The 13,107-nt window shown below is 50.4% G+C and carries 27 protein-coding genes; 1 reads left to right on the top strand and 26 read right to left on the bottom strand.

All coding sequences use genetic code 11. The features are described 5' to 3' along the window. Positions 1–2 precede the first annotated feature (2 nt). The 24 genes from rpsM to rpsJ form a co-directional block, all read right to left on the bottom strand. Positions 3–359, bottom strand: coding sequence for a 30S ribosomal protein S13 (gene rpsM, locus ACE38U_RS22045; protein ID WP_008457189.1), 357 nt, complete (start codon positions 357–359; stop codon positions 3–5). A gap of 146 nt (positions 360–505) precedes the next feature. Continuing rightward, a complete protein-coding gene (gene rpmJ, locus ACE38U_RS22040) occupies positions 506–622 on the bottom strand; it encodes a 50S ribosomal protein L36 (protein ID WP_008457187.1) in 117 nt (38 codons plus the stop codon). Positions 623–652: 30 nt separating this feature from the next. Beyond that, entirely contained in the window at positions 653–1,984 is a 1,332-nt protein-coding gene (gene secY, locus ACE38U_RS22035; RefSeq protein WP_034499015.1) for a preprotein translocase subunit SecY, read from the bottom strand. Between the two features lie 7 nt (positions 1,985–1,991). Continuing rightward, positions 1,992–2,426 carry a 50S ribosomal protein L15 gene (gene rplO, locus ACE38U_RS22030; RefSeq protein WP_008457184.1) on the bottom strand — a complete coding sequence of 145 codons (435 nt, stop codon included), beginning with the start codon at positions 2,424–2,426 and terminating at the stop codon, positions 1,992–1,994. A 3-nt stretch (positions 2,427–2,429) separates the two neighbouring features. Beyond that, positions 2,430–2,609, bottom strand: a complete 180-nt coding sequence (gene rpmD, locus ACE38U_RS22025; RefSeq protein WP_004846568.1) for a 50S ribosomal protein L30 — start codon at positions 2,607–2,609, stop codon at positions 2,430–2,432. A 6-nt stretch (positions 2,610–2,615) separates the two neighbouring features. Next, positions 2,616–3,116 carry a 30S ribosomal protein S5 gene (gene rpsE / locus ACE38U_RS22020; protein ID WP_038478233.1) on the bottom strand — a complete coding sequence of 167 codons (501 nt, stop codon included), beginning with the start codon at positions 3,114–3,116 and terminating at the stop codon, positions 2,616–2,618. A gap of 14 nt (positions 3,117–3,130) precedes the next feature. Then, positions 3,131–3,484, bottom strand: coding sequence for a 50S ribosomal protein L18 (gene rplR, locus ACE38U_RS22015; protein WP_008457177.1), 354 nt, complete (start codon positions 3,482–3,484; stop codon positions 3,131–3,133). A 9-nt stretch (positions 3,485–3,493) separates the two neighbouring features. Beyond that, the gene (gene rplF, locus ACE38U_RS22010) at positions 3,494–4,027 is read right to left on the bottom strand and encodes a 50S ribosomal protein L6 (protein WP_038478231.1); all 534 of its coding nucleotides are present in this window, start codon (positions 4,025–4,027) and stop codon (positions 3,494–3,496) included. A gap of 13 nt (positions 4,028–4,040) precedes the next feature. Beyond that, entirely contained in the window at positions 4,041–4,433 is a 393-nt protein-coding gene (gene rpsH / locus ACE38U_RS22005; RefSeq protein WP_008457173.1) for a 30S ribosomal protein S8, read from the bottom strand. A gap of 33 nt (positions 4,434–4,466) precedes the next feature. Beyond that, entirely contained in the window at positions 4,467–4,772 is a 306-nt protein-coding gene (rpsN, locus tag ACE38U_RS22000; protein ID WP_038478228.1) for a 30S ribosomal protein S14, read from the bottom strand. A gap of 14 nt (positions 4,773–4,786) precedes the next feature. After that, entirely contained in the window at positions 4,787–5,326 is a 540-nt protein-coding gene (gene rplE / locus ACE38U_RS21995) for a 50S ribosomal protein L5 (RefSeq protein WP_016538463.1), read from the bottom strand. Positions 5,327–5,340: 14 nt separating this feature from the next. Next, a complete protein-coding gene (gene rplX / locus ACE38U_RS21990) occupies positions 5,341–5,655 on the bottom strand; it encodes a 50S ribosomal protein L24 (RefSeq protein WP_016538464.1) in 315 nt (104 codons plus the stop codon). 10 nt (positions 5,656–5,665) lie between these two features. Then, positions 5,666–6,037, bottom strand: a complete 372-nt coding sequence (rplN, locus tag ACE38U_RS21985; RefSeq protein WP_002438705.1) for a 50S ribosomal protein L14 — start codon at positions 6,035–6,037, stop codon at positions 5,666–5,668. 166 nt (positions 6,038–6,203) lie between these two features. After that, positions 6,204–6,458 carry a 30S ribosomal protein S17 gene (gene rpsQ, locus ACE38U_RS21980; protein ID WP_008457160.1) on the bottom strand — a complete coding sequence of 85 codons (255 nt, stop codon included), beginning with the start codon at positions 6,456–6,458 and terminating at the stop codon, positions 6,204–6,206. Continuing rightward, positions 6,458–6,649 carry a 50S ribosomal protein L29 gene (gene rpmC / locus ACE38U_RS21975; protein WP_008457158.1) on the bottom strand — a complete coding sequence of 64 codons (192 nt, stop codon included), beginning with the start codon at positions 6,647–6,649 and terminating at the stop codon, positions 6,458–6,460. Before rpmC ends, rpsQ begins: the two co-directional genes overlap by 1 nt. Continuing rightward, positions 6,649–7,059, bottom strand: coding sequence for a 50S ribosomal protein L16 (gene rplP, locus ACE38U_RS21970; protein ID WP_002438716.1), 411 nt, complete (start codon positions 7,057–7,059; stop codon positions 6,649–6,651). Before rplP ends, rpmC begins: the two co-directional genes overlap by 1 nt. Before the next feature lie 12 nt (positions 7,060–7,071). Then, positions 7,072–7,770: a 30S ribosomal protein S3 gene (gene rpsC / locus ACE38U_RS21965; RefSeq protein WP_006817277.1), complete on the bottom strand. Its 699-nt coding sequence runs from the start codon at positions 7,768–7,770 to the stop codon at positions 7,072–7,074. Between the two features lie 17 nt (positions 7,771–7,787). After that, positions 7,788–8,120 carry a 50S ribosomal protein L22 gene (gene rplV, locus ACE38U_RS21960; RefSeq protein WP_002919773.1) on the bottom strand — a complete coding sequence of 111 codons (333 nt, stop codon included), beginning with the start codon at positions 8,118–8,120 and terminating at the stop codon, positions 7,788–7,790. Between the two features lie 14 nt (positions 8,121–8,134). Then, positions 8,135–8,413 (bottom strand): 30S ribosomal protein S19, encoded by a 279-nt coding sequence (rpsS, locus tag ACE38U_RS21955; protein WP_001138115.1) that lies wholly within the window; start codon positions 8,411–8,413, stop codon positions 8,135–8,137. Positions 8,414–8,429: 16 nt separating this feature from the next. After that, positions 8,430–9,251 (bottom strand): 50S ribosomal protein L2, encoded by an 822-nt coding sequence (rplB, locus tag ACE38U_RS21950; RefSeq protein ID WP_002919786.1) that lies wholly within the window; start codon positions 9,249–9,251, stop codon positions 8,430–8,432. Between the two features lie 17 nt (positions 9,252–9,268). Next, positions 9,269–9,571, bottom strand: a complete 303-nt coding sequence (gene rplW, locus ACE38U_RS21945) for a 50S ribosomal protein L23 (RefSeq protein WP_008457148.1) — start codon at positions 9,569–9,571, stop codon at positions 9,269–9,271. After that, the gene (rplD, locus tag ACE38U_RS21940) at positions 9,568–10,173 is read right to left on the bottom strand and encodes a 50S ribosomal protein L4 (protein WP_008457145.1); all 606 of its coding nucleotides are present in this window, start codon (positions 10,171–10,173) and stop codon (positions 9,568–9,570) included. Before rplD ends, rplW begins: the two co-directional genes overlap by 4 nt. A gap of 10 nt (positions 10,174–10,183) precedes the next feature. Then, the gene (gene rplC, locus ACE38U_RS21935; RefSeq protein WP_016538466.1) at positions 10,184–10,813 is read right to left on the bottom strand and encodes a 50S ribosomal protein L3; all 630 of its coding nucleotides are present in this window, start codon (positions 10,811–10,813) and stop codon (positions 10,184–10,186) included. Positions 10,814–10,844: 31 nt separating this feature from the next. Next, positions 10,845–11,156 (bottom strand): 30S ribosomal protein S10, encoded by a 312-nt coding sequence (gene rpsJ / locus ACE38U_RS21930; RefSeq protein ID WP_001181005.1) that lies wholly within the window; start codon positions 11,154–11,156, stop codon positions 10,845–10,847. Positions 11,157–11,555: 399 nt separating this feature from the next. Here rpsJ and ACE38U_RS21925 point away from each other — a divergent pair, with 399 nt between their 5' ends. Then, complete coding sequence (locus tag ACE38U_RS21925; RefSeq protein ID WP_375530519.1) at positions 11,556–12,035, top strand: prepilin peptidase; 480 nt, start codon at positions 11,556–11,558, stop codon at positions 12,033–12,035. Positions 12,036–12,084: 49 nt separating this feature from the next. Here ACE38U_RS21925 and bfr read toward each other — a convergent pair whose 3' ends face one another. Both bfr and bfd read right to left on the bottom strand, forming a co-directional pair. Continuing rightward, the gene (bfr, locus tag ACE38U_RS21920) at positions 12,085–12,558 is read right to left on the bottom strand and encodes a bacterioferritin (protein ID WP_038478208.1); all 474 of its coding nucleotides are present in this window, start codon (positions 12,556–12,558) and stop codon (positions 12,085–12,087) included. A gap of 71 nt (positions 12,559–12,629) precedes the next feature. Then, positions 12,630–12,824: a bacterioferritin-associated ferredoxin gene (gene bfd / locus ACE38U_RS21915; RefSeq protein WP_008457135.1), complete on the bottom strand. Its 195-nt coding sequence runs from the start codon at positions 12,822–12,824 to the stop codon at positions 12,630–12,632. Positions 12,825–13,107 lie beyond the last annotated feature (283 nt).

Below are 13,107 nucleotides of genomic sequence, written 5' to 3'. Positions count from 1 at the left end.
GATTATTTCTTGATCGGTTTGCGCGGACCCTTACGGGTACGGGCGTTGGTCTTAGTACGCTGACCGCGCACTGGCAGACCACGACGATGACGCAAACCGCGATAGCAACCAAGGTCCATCAGACGCTTGATGCTCATACTCACTTCACGGCGCAGATCACCTTCAACGACAAATTTGGCAACTTCGTCACGCAGCGTGTCGATTTGTTCTTCAGACAGCTCACTGATCTTAACATCTTCAGCGATACCCGCCGCAGCGCAAATGGCCTTGGAGCGAGTCTTGCCGACACCGTAGATCGAAGTTAATGCGATCACGGCGTGTTTTTGATCAGGAATGTTAATGCCTGCTATACGGGCCACTATGCACTCCTACTATTTAGATTATGCGTCCCATGCCGAAAAGCCCGTTTTCAGGATACTCAAATGGAAACGCATAGACATACAAAAGATTGGCTGGCTAATCTAGCCAGCTCAACCCAACTTTGCAAGAAAAATATGCGAGATAATCAGCCTTGACGCTGTTTATGCTTCGGCTCTACGCTGCAAATCACGCGAATAACACCGTCACGCTTAACGATTTTGCAGTTACGACATAATTTCTTGACGGAAGCACGAACTTTCATTTTTACTCTCCGTAACTTCTCAAGCGACAATTAACGGCCGTAGCCTTTCAGGTTCGCTTTCTTCAATGCAGACTCATACTGACTTGACATCATCAGAGTTTGCACTTGAGCCATAAAGTCCATGATAACGACAACAACGATCAGCAGTGAGGTCCCACCGAAGTAGAACGGCACTTTCATTGCATCGCGCATGAACTCCGGGATTAGGCAGATAAAGGTAATGTACAGCGCACCAACCAGAGTCAGGCGGGTCATTACTTTATCGATATACTTCGCCGTTTGTTCTCCCGGACGAATTCCTGGTACAAATGCACCGGACTTCTTCAGGTTATCTGCTGTTTCACGCGGGTTGAAAACCAACGCCGTGTAGAAGAAACAGAAGAAGATGATTGCAGACGCATAGAGTAACACATAAAGCGGTTGCCCAGGCTGCAAATACAGCGAAATTGTTGTCAGCCAGTTCCAACCGGTACCGCCCCCGAACCATGACGCGATGGTTGCCGGGAACAGAATAATACTGGAGGCGAAGATCGCAGGGATAACCCCGGCCATGTTCACTTTCAGCGGTAAATGTGTGCTCTGCGCAGCATAGACACGACGACCCTGTTGACGTTTAGCGTAGTTGACCACAATGCGGCGCTGGCCACGCTCAACAAAAACAACGAAGAAGGTCACTGCAAATACTAATACTGCAACCAACAGCAACAGGAGGAAGTGCAGGTCGCCTTGCCTTGCTTGCTCGATGGTATGGCCAACGGCCGGCGGAAGACCCGCAACGATACCCGCGAAGATTATGATTGAGATACCGTTACCGATACCACGTTCAGTAATCTGTTCACCCAGCCACATCAGGAACATTGTCCCGGTGACAAGGCTTACAACAGCGGTGAAATAGAATGCAAAGCCTGGATTTAACACCAGGCCCTGCATACCAGGCATATTCGGTAAACCGGTAGCAATACCGATTGACTGGAATATTGCCAGCACCAGAGTGCCGTAACGGGTGTACTGGCTGATCTTACGACGACCAGACTCCCCTTCTTTCTTCAGCTCTGCCAGCGCGGGATGAACCACGGTAAGCAGCTGAATGATGATCGATGCCGAAATGTACGGCATGATACCCAGCGCGAAGATAGAAGCACGGCTGAGAGCACCACCAGAGAACATGTTAAACATTTCAATGATAGTGCCTCGCTGTTGCTCAAGCAGTTTGGCAAGTACAGCGGCATCAATACCAGGGATCGGAATAAAAGAGCCAATACGAAACACAATCAGCGCACCGATAACAAACATCAGTCTGCGTTTCAGCTCGCCGAGGCCGCCTTTAGCACTTTGAAAATCTAATCCCGGTTGTTTTGCCATCTGCTACTTATTCCTCGATTTTACCGCCAGCAGCTTCGATAGCAGCACGAGCGCCTTTGGTCACACGCAGGCCGCTAACAGTTACCGGACGAGTTACCTCACCAGACAGGATCACTTTCGCGAACTCAATCTGAATACCGATAATGTTTGCTGCTTTCAGCGTGTTCAGGTCAACTACGTCGCCTTCAACTTTCGCCAGATCGGACAGACGAACTTCTGCCGTGATCATTGCTTTGCGAGAGGTGAAACCGAATTTCGGCAGACGACGGTACAACGGCATCTGACCACCTTCGAAACCACGACGTACGCCACCACCAGAACGAGAGTTCTGACCTTTGTGACCACGACCGCCGGTTTTGCCGAGGCCAGAACCGATACCACGACCCAGACGCTTGGAAGCGTGCTTAGACCCTTCGGCCGGAGACAGAGTATTTAAACGCATCTCTTACTCCTCAACTTTAACCATGTAGGAAACCGCGTTGACCATACCACGTACAGCAGGAGTATCCTCGCGCTCTACGGTGTGGCCAATACGACGCAGACCCAGGCCAAGCAGCGTTGCCTTGTGTTTCGGCAGACGACCGATTGCACTGCGGGTTTGAGTTATTTTAATAGTCTTTGCCATGGTCAATTACCCCAGAATTTCTTCAACGGATTTACCACGCTTGGCAGCGACCATTTCTGGAGAATTCATATTCGCCAGGCCATCGATAGTTGCACGAACCACGTTAATCGGGTTAGTAGAACCATACGCTTTAGCCAAGACGTTATGAACACCAGCGACTTCCAGGACGGCGCGCATTGCACCACCGGCGATGATACCGGTACCTTCGGAAGCCGGCTGCATGAACACACGGGAACCTGTGTGCACACCTTTAACAGGGTGCTGCAGGGTGCCGCTGTTCAGCGCGACGTTAATCATGTTGCGACGGGCTTTTTCCATCGCTTTCTGGATCGCTGCTGGAACTTCACGCGCTTTACCGTAACCAAAACCAATACGACCGTTACCGTCGCCTACCACTGTCAGAGCAGTGAAGGAGAAAATACGACCGCCTTTAACGGTTTTAGATACGCGATTTACCGCGATCAGCTTTTCCTGCAGTTCGCCAGCTTGTTTTTCGATGTGAGACATCTTACACCTCTACCTTAGAACTGAAGGCCAGCTTCACGGGCAGCATCTGCCAGTGCCTGGACACGACCATGATATTGGAAACCAGCACGGTCAAAAGCAACTACGGTGATGCCTTTTTCCAGCGCGCGCTCAGCTACAGCTTTACCTACAGCAGCAGCGGCGTCTTTGTTCCCAGTGTACTTCAGTTGCTCAGTGATAGCTTTTTCTACAGTAGATGCAGCTACCAGAACTTCAGAACCGTTTGGTGCAATTACCTGTGCGTAAATGTGACGCGGGGTACGATGTACCACCAGGCGAGTTGCACCCAGCTCTTTGAGCTTGTGACGTGCGCGGGTCGCACGACGGATACGAGCAGATTTCTTATCCATAGTGTTACCTTACTTCTTCTTAGCCTCTTTGGTACGCACGACTTCGTCGGCGTAACGAACACCCTTGCCTTTATAAGGCTCAGGACGACGGTAGGCGCGCAGATCTGCTGCAACCTGACCGATCATCTGCTTATCAGCGCCTTTCAGCACGATTTCAGTTTGAGTCGGACATTCAGCAGTGATACCTGCCGGCAGCTTATGCTCAACAGGGTGAGAGAAGCCCAGGGCTAAATTCACCACGTCGCCTTTAACGGCTGCACGATAACCTACACCAACCAGCTGCAGCTTCTTAGTGAAGCCTTCGGTAACACCGACAACCATTGAGTTCAACAACGCACGAGTGGTACCCGCTTGGGCCCACGCGTTTGCAAAACCTTCGCGCGGAGCGAAAGTCAGAGCATTTTCAGCGTGTTTTACTTCAACAGCATCGTTGATAGTACGAGTCAGCTCGCCGTTTTTACCTTTGATCGAAATAACCTGACCGTTGAGTTTTACCTCTACGCCTGCAGGAACAACGACCGGTGCTTTAGCAACACGAGACATTTTATTCCTCCAATTACGCTACGTAGCAGATAATTTCGCCACCAAGACCAGCCTGGCGCGCTGCACGATCAGTCATAACACCTTTAGAGGTAGAAACGACAGCAATACCCATACCGGCCATAACTTTAGGCAGCTCATCTTTTTTCTTATAGATGCGCAGACCTGGGCGGCTGACTCGCTGAATGCTCTCTACCACAGCCTTGCCCTGGAAATACTTAAGAGTCAGTTCCAGTTCAGGCTTGATGTCGCCTTCAATTTTAAATTCTTCAATATAACCTTCTTCCTTCAGCACGTTGGCGATTGCCACTTTCAGCTTGGAGGAAGGCATGGTGACCGCAACTTTGTTCGCGGCCTGACCGTTACGGATACGGGTCAGCATATCCGCGATCGGATCTTGCATGCTCATCTGTCTCTACTCCCGTGATTCAATTGGTGACAATTACCAGCTAGCCTTTTTCAAGCCAGGCACTTCACCGCGCATGGCGGCTTCACGCAGCTTGATACGGCTCAACCCGAACTTGCCCACATAACCATGTGGACGACCAGTCTGGCGGCAGCGTTTACGCTGACGGGACGGGCTGGAATCACGCGGCAGAGTTTGCAGCTTGAGAACAGCGCTCCAACGGTCTTCGTCGGTCGCGTTCACATCAGAAATGATAGCTTTCAATTCTGCGCGTTTAGCGAAGAATTTATCAGCCAAAGCAACGCGCTTTACTTCGCGTGCTTTCATTGATTGCTTAGCCATGAAGTAACCCTACCTTACTTGCGGAACGGGAAGTTAAAGGCAGCCAGCAGAGCACGGCCTTCATCATCAGATTTCGCAGTAGTGGTAATGGTAATATCCAAACCACGGACGCGATCGACTTTGTCGTAATCGATTTCTGGGAAGATGATCTGCTCACGGACACCCATGCTGTAGTTACCACGGCCGTCGAAAGACTTAGCGGACAAGCCACGGAAGTCACGGATACGTGGTACAGCAATAGTGATCAGACGCTCAAGGAACTCCCACATGCGTTCGCCACGCAGAGTTACTTTACAGCCGATCGGATAGCCCTGACGGATTTTGAAGCCTGCAACAGATTTGCGTGCTTTGGTGATCAACGGCTTTTGACCGGAGATTGCTGTCAGGTCAGCTGCTGCGTTATCCAGCAGTTTCTTGTCAGCGATCGCTTCACCAACACCCATGTTCAGGGTGATCTTCTCGACCCGAGGGACTTGCATGACAGAATTGTAGCTAAACTCAGTCATGAGTTTGTTAACTACTTCGTCTTTGTAGTAATCATGCAGTTTCGCCATCGTACTACTCCAAATTACTTGATAGTTTCGCTGTTAGACTTGAAGAAACGGACTTTTTTGCCGTCTTCGAATCTAAAGCCTACACGGTCAGCCTTGCCGGTTGCCGCGTTGAAGAGCGCAACGTTAGAAACCTGAATTGCAGCTTCTTTTTCAACGATGCCACCTGGTTGGTTCAGGGCCGGAACCGGCTTCTGATGTTTCTTAACCAGGTTGATACCTTCAACAATGATCTTGCCGGAAGACAGAACATTTTTTACTTTACCGCGCTTACCTTTATCTTTACCGGTTAACACGATAACTTCGTCATCACGACGGATTTTCGCTGCCATGATTCGCTCCTTAGAGTACTTCTGGTGCCAGAGAGATAATTTTCATGAACTTCTCATTACGCAGTTCACGAGTTACCGGCCCAAAAATACGCGTGCCGATTGGCTGCTCGCTGTTATTGTTTAAAATAACGCATGCATTACCATCGAAGCGAATGACAGAACCGTCCGGGCGACGAACACCCTTCCTGGTGCGCACCACTACCGCTTTCAGCACATCGCCTTTCTTCACCTTACCGCGAGGAATTGCTTCCTTGATGGTAATTTTGATGATGTCGCCGACGCCTGCGTAGCGACGGTGCGAGCCACCCAGAACCTTGATACACATTACGCGACGCGCGCCGGAGTTGTCGGCCACGGTCAGCATAGTCTGTTCTTGGATCATTTCAGTGCTCCGCTAATGTCAACTACTACTTCGGGACCTGAAATTCAGGTCGTTAAAAAGCCCCATAAACGAGGGCGCGGCATTATAACACCGGTTCCTGAATATGGGTAGAAAAAATAAACGGCTCATCGCTGAGCCGTTTATTTGTTTGAGAAGGCTTACTGTATTACAGAACCGCTTTCTCTACAACGCGAACCAGCGTCCAGGACTTAGTCTTGGACAGCGGACGGCATTCGCGGATTTCAACCACGTCACCGATACCGCATTCGTTGTTCTCGTCATGTACGTGCAGTTTGGTCGTACGCTTGATGAATTTCCCGTAGATCGGGTGCTTCACAACACGTTCGATGGCAACAACAATGGATTTCTCCATTTTGTCGCTGACAACGCGACCTTGCAGAGTACGGATTTTATCGGTCATTACGCACCCGCCTTCTGAGTCAGTAAAGTCTTAACACGTGCAACATCACGACGAACCTGCTTCAGCAGGTGAGTCTGTTGCAGCTGGCCACTTGCAGCCTGCATGCGCAGGTTGAACTGCTCACGCAGCAGGTTCAGCAGCTCGGTGTTCAGCTCTTCGACGCTCTTTTCACGCAGCTCTTTTGCTTTCATTACATCACCGTCTTAGTTACAAAGGTGGTTTTGATAGGCAGTTTTGCTGCTGCCAGCTTGAAGGCTTCACGGGCCAGCTCTTCAGGTACGCCGTCCATTTCATACAGGACTTTGCCTGGCTGGATCAAGGCAACCCAATACTCCACGTTACCTTTACCTTTACCCATACGCACTTCAAGCGGCTTTTCGGTGATCGGTTTGTCCGGGAATACGCGGATCCAGATCTTACCCTGACGCTTAACTGCACGGGTCATTGCACGACGTGCTGCTTCGATCTGACGGGCAGTCAGACGACCACGGCCAACAGCTTTCAGACCGAAAGTGCCGAAGCTAACATCCGTGCCCTGCGCCAGACCACGGTTGCGGCCTTTGTGCACTTTACGGAATTTTGTACGCTTTGGTTGTAACATCAGCGACTCTCCTTACTTACGGCCTTTACGCTGCTGCTTTTTAGGTTGAGCAGCCGGTTCCGGTTGTTCAACAGCAGCCATACCACCCAGGATCTCACCTTTGAAGATCCATACCTTAACGCCGATTACACCATAAGTGGTGTGCGCTTCAGAGGTGTTGTAGTCGATGTCAGCACGCAGAGTGTGCAACGGCACGCGACCTTCACGGTACCATTCGGTACGTGCGATCTCGGCGCCGCCCAGACGGCCGCTAACTTCAACTTTGATACCTTTAGCGCCCAGACGCATTGCGTTCTGTACAGCACGCTTCATAGCACGACGGAACATCACACGACGCTCCAGCTGAGAAGTGATGCTGTCAGCAACCAATTTTGCGTCCAGTTCAGGTTTACGAACTTCGGCGATATTGATCTGTGCAGGAACGCCAGCGATATCCGCTACGACCTTGCGCAGTTTTTCTACGTCTTCACCTTTCTTACCGATAACGATACCTGGGCGAGCGGTGTGAATGGTCACACGGATGCTCTTAGCAGGACGCTCGATAACGATACGAGATACAGACGCCTTAGCCAGTTCCTTAGTCAGGTACTGACGTACTTTAAAATCGCTGTCCAGGTTGTCAGCGAATTCTTTGGTGTTCGCAAACCAGGTTGAGTTCCATGGTTTTACAATACCCAGGCGAATACCATTAGGATGTACTTTCTGACCCATTGCTAGTCTCCAGAGTCTCAGCGATCGGACACAACCACAGTAATGTGGCTGGTGCGCTTCAGGATGCGATCTGCACGACCTTTTGCACGAGGCATAATGCGCTTCATGCTAGGGCCTTCGTCTACGAAGATTTTCGCGACTTTCAGATCGTCAATGTCAGCGCCATCGTTGTGTTCAGCGTTAGCAATGGCAGATTCCAGTACTTTCTTAACCAATACAGCCGCTTTCTTATTGGTGTAGGTCAGAATATCCAGAGCCTGCGACACTTTCTTACCGCGAATCAGGTCAGCAACAAGGCGAACCTTCTGAGCAGAAGAACGAGCATGGCGATGTTGAGCTAAAGTTTCCATCTCTTCCTCCTACCTTATTTCTTCTTCGCTTTTTTATCAGCAGCGTGGCCGCGATAAGTACGAGTCGGTGCGAATTCACCCAGTTTGTGGCCGACCATTTCGTCGGAAACAAAGACTGGAACGTGCTGACGACCATTATGGACAGCGATGGTCAAACCGATCATGTTAGGAAAGATCGTTGAACGACGGGACCAAGTGCGCAGGGGCTTCTTGTCACCGCTTTCCACCGCTTTCTCTACCTTCTTCAGCAAGTGCAGGTCAATAAAAGGACCTTTCTTGAGAGAACGTGGCATGGCTTATCCTCTAAAATTATTTGCTACGGCGACGTACGATAAATTTATCAGTACGCTTGTTGCTGCGGGTCTTCTTACCTTTGGTCTGCAGGCCCCACGGGGATACCGGGTGCTTACCAAAGTTACGACCTTCACCACCACCATGTGGGTGATCGACTGGGTTCATCGCGGTACCGCGAACGGTAGGACGAACACCACGCCAGCGAGCAGCACCTGCTTTACCCAGAACGCGCAGCATATGCTCAGCGTTGCCAACTTCACCCAGGGTAGCGCGGCAGTCAGCTTCGACTTTACGCATTTCACCGGAGCGCAGGCGCAGGGTAACGTAAGCACCATCACGAGCAACGATCTGCACGTAGGTACCAGCGGAACGAGCCAGCTGACCGCCTTTACCTGGTTTCATTTCTACGTTATGAACGGTAGAACCAACCGGGATATTGCGCATCGGCAGGGTGTTACCCGCTTTGATTGCAGCATCAACGCCAGACTGAATCTGGTCGCCAGCTTTCAGGCCTTTAGGGGCCAGGATGTAACGGCGTTCGCCATCTTTGTACAGAACCAGCGCGATGTTCGCGGAACGGTTCGGATCGTACTCAAGACGTTCAACAACTGCCGGGATACCATCTTTGTTGCGTTTAAAGTCAACAATACGGTATGCCTGCTTGTGACCACCACCGATATGACGGGTAGTGATACGACCATTGTTGTTACGGCCACCGGATTTGCTGTTTTTTTCCAGCAACGGAGCAAAAGGCTTGCCCTTGTGCAGCTCAGGGTTAACCACTTTAACTACGTGGCGACGACCCGGAGATGTCGGTTTACATTTAACAACTGCCATTGTCTTTCTCCTCCGACTTACTCAGCGCCGCCGACGAAGTCCAGATTCTGGCCTTCCTTCAGGGTGACGTAAGCTTTTTTCCAGTCGCTACGACGACCAACACGCTGTCCGTGACGTTTAGTTTTCCCTTTAACTACCAGGGTGTTAACGTCTTTAACTTCAACTTCGAACAGCTTCTGTACAGCAGCAACGATCTCTGCTTTGGTCGCGTCAGTCGCAACTTTGAGTACGATGGTGTTGGTTTTTTCCATCGCGGTAGACGCTTTTTCAGATACGTGCGGCGCGCGCAGTACTTTCAGCAGACGTTCTTCACGGATCATGCCAGCATCTCCTCAACTTGCTTAACTGCTTCCGCAGTCATAACGACTTTGTCGAAGGCGATCAGGCTAACTGGGTCGATTGCAGCTACATCGCGCACGTCAACCTTATGCAGGTTACGAGCGGCCAGGAACAGATTCTCATCCAGTTCACCGGTCACGATCAGCACATCTTCCAGAGCCATATCTTTCAGTTTCTGAGCAAGCAGCTTGGTTTTCGGTGCTTCAACAGAGAACTGTTCAACAACGATCAGACGATCCTGACGTACCAGTTCGGACAGGATGCTTTTCAGCGCGCCGCGGTACATCTTTTTGTTAACTTTTTGACTGTGGTCCTGCGGGCGAGCAGCGAAGGTTACGCCACCGGAACGCCAGATCGGGCTCTTGATAGAACCTGAACGCGCACGGCCGGTACCTTTCTGGCGCCACGGCTTTTTGCCGGAACCAGTTACTTCAGCACGGGTCTTCTGAGCACGAGTACCCTGACGGGCGCCTGCTGCATAAGCAACAACAACCTGGTGTACCAGCGCTTCGTTGAAGTCACGACCGAAGGTAGTTTCGGAAACAGTCAGCGCGCTTTGCGCGTCTTTCAATACTAATTCCATTGCTATCCCCTTACGCCTTCACAGCTGGTTTAACGATCAGGTCGCTACCGGTTGCACCGGGAACCGCACCTTTCACCAGCAGCAGGTTGCGCTCAGCGTCAACACGTACTACGTCCAGGCTCTGAACGGTTACACGTTCGTTACCCAGCTGGCCTGCCATTTTCTTGCCTTTGAACACTTTGCCCGGAGTCTGGTTCTGACCGATAGAACCCGGAACGCGGTGAGACAAGGAGTTACCGTGGGTAGCGTCCTGGGTACGGAAGTTCCAGCGCTTAACGGTACCTGCGAAACCTTTACCTTTAGAGGTACCGGTTACGTCAACTTTTTTAACTTCAGCAAACAGCTCAACGCTAATGTCCTGACCTACGGTGAACTCTTCGCCTTCAGCAAGACGGAATTCCCACAGACCACGGCCAGCTTCAACGCCAGCTTTAGCGAAGTGACCAGCTTCCGGCTTGGTTACACGGTTAGCTTTTTTAGCACCAGTGGTCACCTGAACAGCACGGTAGCCGTCGTTAGCCAGGTCTTTAACCTGAGTAACACGGTTTGCTTCTACTTCAATTACGGTTACTGGGATAGAAACGCCATCTTCAGTGAAGATACGGGTCATACCCACTTTTTTACCGACTAAACCAATCATTGTTTCAACCTCTCAATCGTCAATGACCTGATTAACCCAGGCTGATCTGCACGTCTACACCGGCAGCCAGATCCAGACGCATCAGAGCATCAACGGTTTTCTCAGTTGGCTCAACGATGTCAACCAGACGCTTGTGAGTGCGGATCTCGTACTGATCGCGCGCGTCTTTGTTGACGTGCGGGGAGATCAGAACGGTAAAGCGCTCTTTGCGGGTCGGCAGCGGGATCGGACCACGGACTTGCGCACCAGTGCGCTTAGCAGTCTCGACGATTTCCGCGGTTGATTGATCGATCAGACGATGATCAAACGCTTTAAGACGGATACGGATTCTTTGGTTCTGCATGAGACCAGAGCTCCAATTATTTTATAGACGAAAAAAATTACTACCCGCACCCATTACGATTGATGGGGGAGTGTAATCGTTCATACATAGTCCCCCAATTGGGGACATTGTTTGATAGCAACTGAATCACTTCTACTGACTGCTATCAGGGTTCATATTGAACCAGCTGTCTATTAAGACAGCCCGCGCATTATACGGGTTTCGAGTCAGCTTGCAAGCTATGTGGGTCGAAATTTCGCCGACACCCTCTATTTAGTTATCTCATGGCTCAGTAAACACAGTATACGGACACATTTGCGGGGCGCTTCGCAGCATCAAAAGCCTGTTTCGGGAGGGAGTAGGAGTGACCAACGCAACGGAGTAGCATCCGGCAGTTACATGCTAAGCCGAGGTACAAAGATGATTTCGACCGACATACAGTCCGTCCTGCCGGTAGCCGCGGCAACCGTGCTCTATTTCTGTTTTGCGCTTGCGCTAAGCATTATTGATTTCCGGACCATGCTGCTGCCTGACAGACTTACCCTTCCCCTGCTGTGGCTTGGGTTGCTTTTTCATAGTCTGGTGAATCCACATAATGTCTACCATGCCGTTTACGGTGCCGTAGCCGGCTATCTTTTTCTGTGGATTATTTTTCAGTTATTCCATTATGCGACGGGTAAAGAAGGGCTCGGCTATGGTGACTTCAAGCTGCTGGCCGCCATTGGTGCCTGGAACACCTGGCAAAATTTGCCGCTCGTTATCACGGTCGCTTCGTTACTGGGCCTTATTTTTGCCGGGGCACTTTATCTGTTCAAACGCTGCAGGATCGTAGAAATGCCTTTTGGTCCCTGGCTGGCCATTGCAGGCTGGGGAAATTTTGTCTGCCGAGTATTTGGGTAAGAAGAGAGGAGAAGACAGAGGAAAGCCCTCTGTCTTAGCAGGGTTGGGGTCACTCTTCGCGTATCTGCGCCTGCAGATAGTTCTGGATACCCAATTTTTGAATCAAATCCAGCTCAGTTTCGAGCCAGTCGATATGGCCTTCTTCATCGGCCAGAATTTCAATCATCAGATCGCGACTGACGTAGTCATGAACTTTGTCGGCATAGGCGATGGCTTCGCGCAGGTCCTTAGCACCATCCAGCTCCAGCTTCAGGTCAGAACGAAGCATCTCTTCGACATCTTCACCGATGCCAAGCTTGCCAAGATCCTGCAGGTTTGGAATGCCTTCGAGAAAAAGAATACGCTCGATGTACCTATCGGCGTGCTTCATTTCATCGATTGACTCATGATACTCGACGTCATTAAGACGTTTTAATCCCCAGTTTTTAAACATACGGGCATGCAGAAAATACTGGTTAATCGCGACAAGCTCGTTTCCCAATAATTTATTGAGATAATTTATTATCTTAACATCACCTTTCATTTTGACATCCTCCGCTTCCACTTATTGAAGCGTAGATGTCGCGGGGTGTAAGTCAAAAAAATGAGCGTGTTTTAAGCGATCTCTTTAAATTCCGGGATCTGCATCAGTTCATCTTGCATAATTTCGCGGGCCTGACGAACGCACTTACCGCATTGATTGCCAACCGGGATAAACTTCCTAAGCTGCTGAAAAGACTGAGGATGGTGTTGTCTCACCGCCTGACGAATTGTCTTATCACTGACACCATTACACAAGCAAACGTACATGATCACTCCCGCTCAAAAACTACGCAAATTGTAAATGAGAATGATTGGCTTTACAAGGGATCGGGCGAGGTAGAATGTAGAGAATGGTAATCAAATGCAAAAACGGGCGCCAACGGCTAACAGGCAAGCCTTTACGTTGTGCAAAGCTGCCTTCCGTTTTCGTCAACGCTGGTTTTTGGGCATAAAAAAGGGCATCCGAAGATGCCCTTTCCATTATTGCATTAAAGTATCAGAGGATTAGCTCAGAACTTTAGCAACAACACCAGCGCCAACGGTACGGCCG

Source organism: Cedecea selenatireducens, assembly GCF_042138895.1.
GTDB lineage: Bacteria > Pseudomonadota > Gammaproteobacteria > Enterobacterales > Enterobacteriaceae > Cedecea > Cedecea selenatireducens.
Note: the sequence above shows the minus strand (reverse complement) of the source record. Positions and strands in the feature narration are given on the sequence as shown.

Bases quoted from the DNA above. Each gene is read 5' to 3' on its own strand.
- secY (WP_034499015.1), bottom strand. From the start codon at position 1,984: ATGGCAAAACAACCGGGATTAGATTTTCAAAGTGCTAAAGGCGGCCTC.
- rplF (WP_038478231.1), bottom strand. From the start codon at position 4,027: ATGTCTCGTGTTGCTAAAGCACCGGTCGTTGTTCCTGCAGGCGTAGAG.
- rpmD (WP_004846568.1), bottom strand. From the start codon at position 2,609: ATGGCAAAGACTATTAAAATAACTCAAACCCGCAGTGCAATCGGTCGT.
- rpsS (WP_001138115.1), bottom strand. From the start codon at position 8,413: ATGCCACGTTCTCTCAAGAAAGGTCCTTTTATTGACCTGCACTTGCTG.
- rpsH (WP_008457173.1), bottom strand. From the start codon at position 4,433: ATGAGCATGCAAGATCCGATCGCGGATATGCTGACCCGTATCCGTAAC.
- rplC (WP_016538466.1), bottom strand. From the start codon at position 10,813: ATGATTGGTTTAGTCGGTAAAAAAGTGGGTATGACCCGTATCTTCACT.
- rpsQ (WP_008457160.1), bottom strand. From the start codon at position 6,458: ATGACCGATAAAATCCGTACTCTGCAAGGTCGCGTTGTCAGCGACAAA.
- rplB (WP_002919786.1), bottom strand. From the start codon at position 9,251: ATGGCAGTTGTTAAATGTAAACCGACATCTCCGGGTCGTCGCCACGTA.
- rplR (WP_008457177.1), bottom strand. From the start codon at position 3,484: ATGGATAAGAAATCTGCTCGTATCCGTCGTGCGACCCGCGCACGTCAC.
- rplD (WP_008457145.1), bottom strand. From the start codon at position 10,173: ATGGAATTAGTATTGAAAGACGCGCAAAGCGCGCTGACTGTTTCCGAA.
- bfr (WP_038478208.1), bottom strand. From the start codon at position 12,558: ATGAAAGGTGATGTTAAGATAATAAATTATCTCAATAAATTATTGGGA.
- rplX (WP_016538464.1), bottom strand. From the start codon at position 5,655: ATGGCAGCGAAAATCCGTCGTGATGACGAAGTTATCGTGTTAACCGGT.
- bfd (WP_008457135.1), bottom strand. From the start codon at position 12,824: ATGTACGTTTGCTTGTGTAATGGTGTCAGTGATAAGACAATTCGTCAG.
- rplW (WP_008457148.1), bottom strand. From the start codon at position 9,571: ATGATCCGTGAAGAACGTCTGCTGAAAGTACTGCGCGCGCCGCACGTA.
- rplV (WP_002919773.1), bottom strand. From the start codon at position 8,120: ATGGAAACTTTAGCTCAACATCGCCATGCTCGTTCTTCTGCTCAGAAG.
- rpsJ (WP_001181005.1), bottom strand. From the start codon at position 11,156: ATGCAGAACCAAAGAATCCGTATCCGTCTTAAAGCGTTTGATCATCGT.
- rplN (WP_002438705.1), bottom strand. From the start codon at position 6,037: ATGATCCAAGAACAGACTATGCTGACCGTGGCCGACAACTCCGGCGCG.
- rpsN (WP_038478228.1), bottom strand. From the start codon at position 4,772: ATGGCTAAGCAATCAATGAAAGCACGCGAAGTAAAGCGCGTTGCTTTG.
- rpsC (WP_006817277.1), bottom strand. From the start codon at position 7,770: ATGGGTCAGAAAGTACATCCTAATGGTATTCGCCTGGGTATTGTAAAA.
- rplP (WP_002438716.1), bottom strand. From the start codon at position 7,059: ATGTTACAACCAAAGCGTACAAAATTCCGTAAAGTGCACAAAGGCCGC.
- ACE38U_RS21925 (WP_375530519.1), top strand. From the start codon at position 11,556: ATGATTTCGACCGACATACAGTCCGTCCTGCCGGTAGCCGCGGCAACC.
- rpsE (WP_038478233.1), bottom strand. From the start codon at position 3,116: ATGTCTCACATCGAAAAACAAGCTGGCGAACTGCAGGAAAAGCTGATC.
- rplO (WP_008457184.1), bottom strand. From the start codon at position 2,426: ATGCGTTTAAATACTCTGTCTCCGGCCGAAGGGTCTAAGCACGCTTCC.
- rplE (WP_016538463.1), bottom strand. From the start codon at position 5,326: ATGGCGAAACTGCATGATTACTACAAAGACGAAGTAGTTAACAAACTC.
- rpmJ (WP_008457187.1), bottom strand. From the start codon at position 622: ATGAAAGTTCGTGCTTCCGTCAAGAAATTATGTCGTAACTGCAAAATC.
- rpmC (WP_008457158.1), bottom strand. From the start codon at position 6,649: ATGAAAGCAAAAGAGCTGCGTGAAAAGAGCGTCGAAGAGCTGAACACC.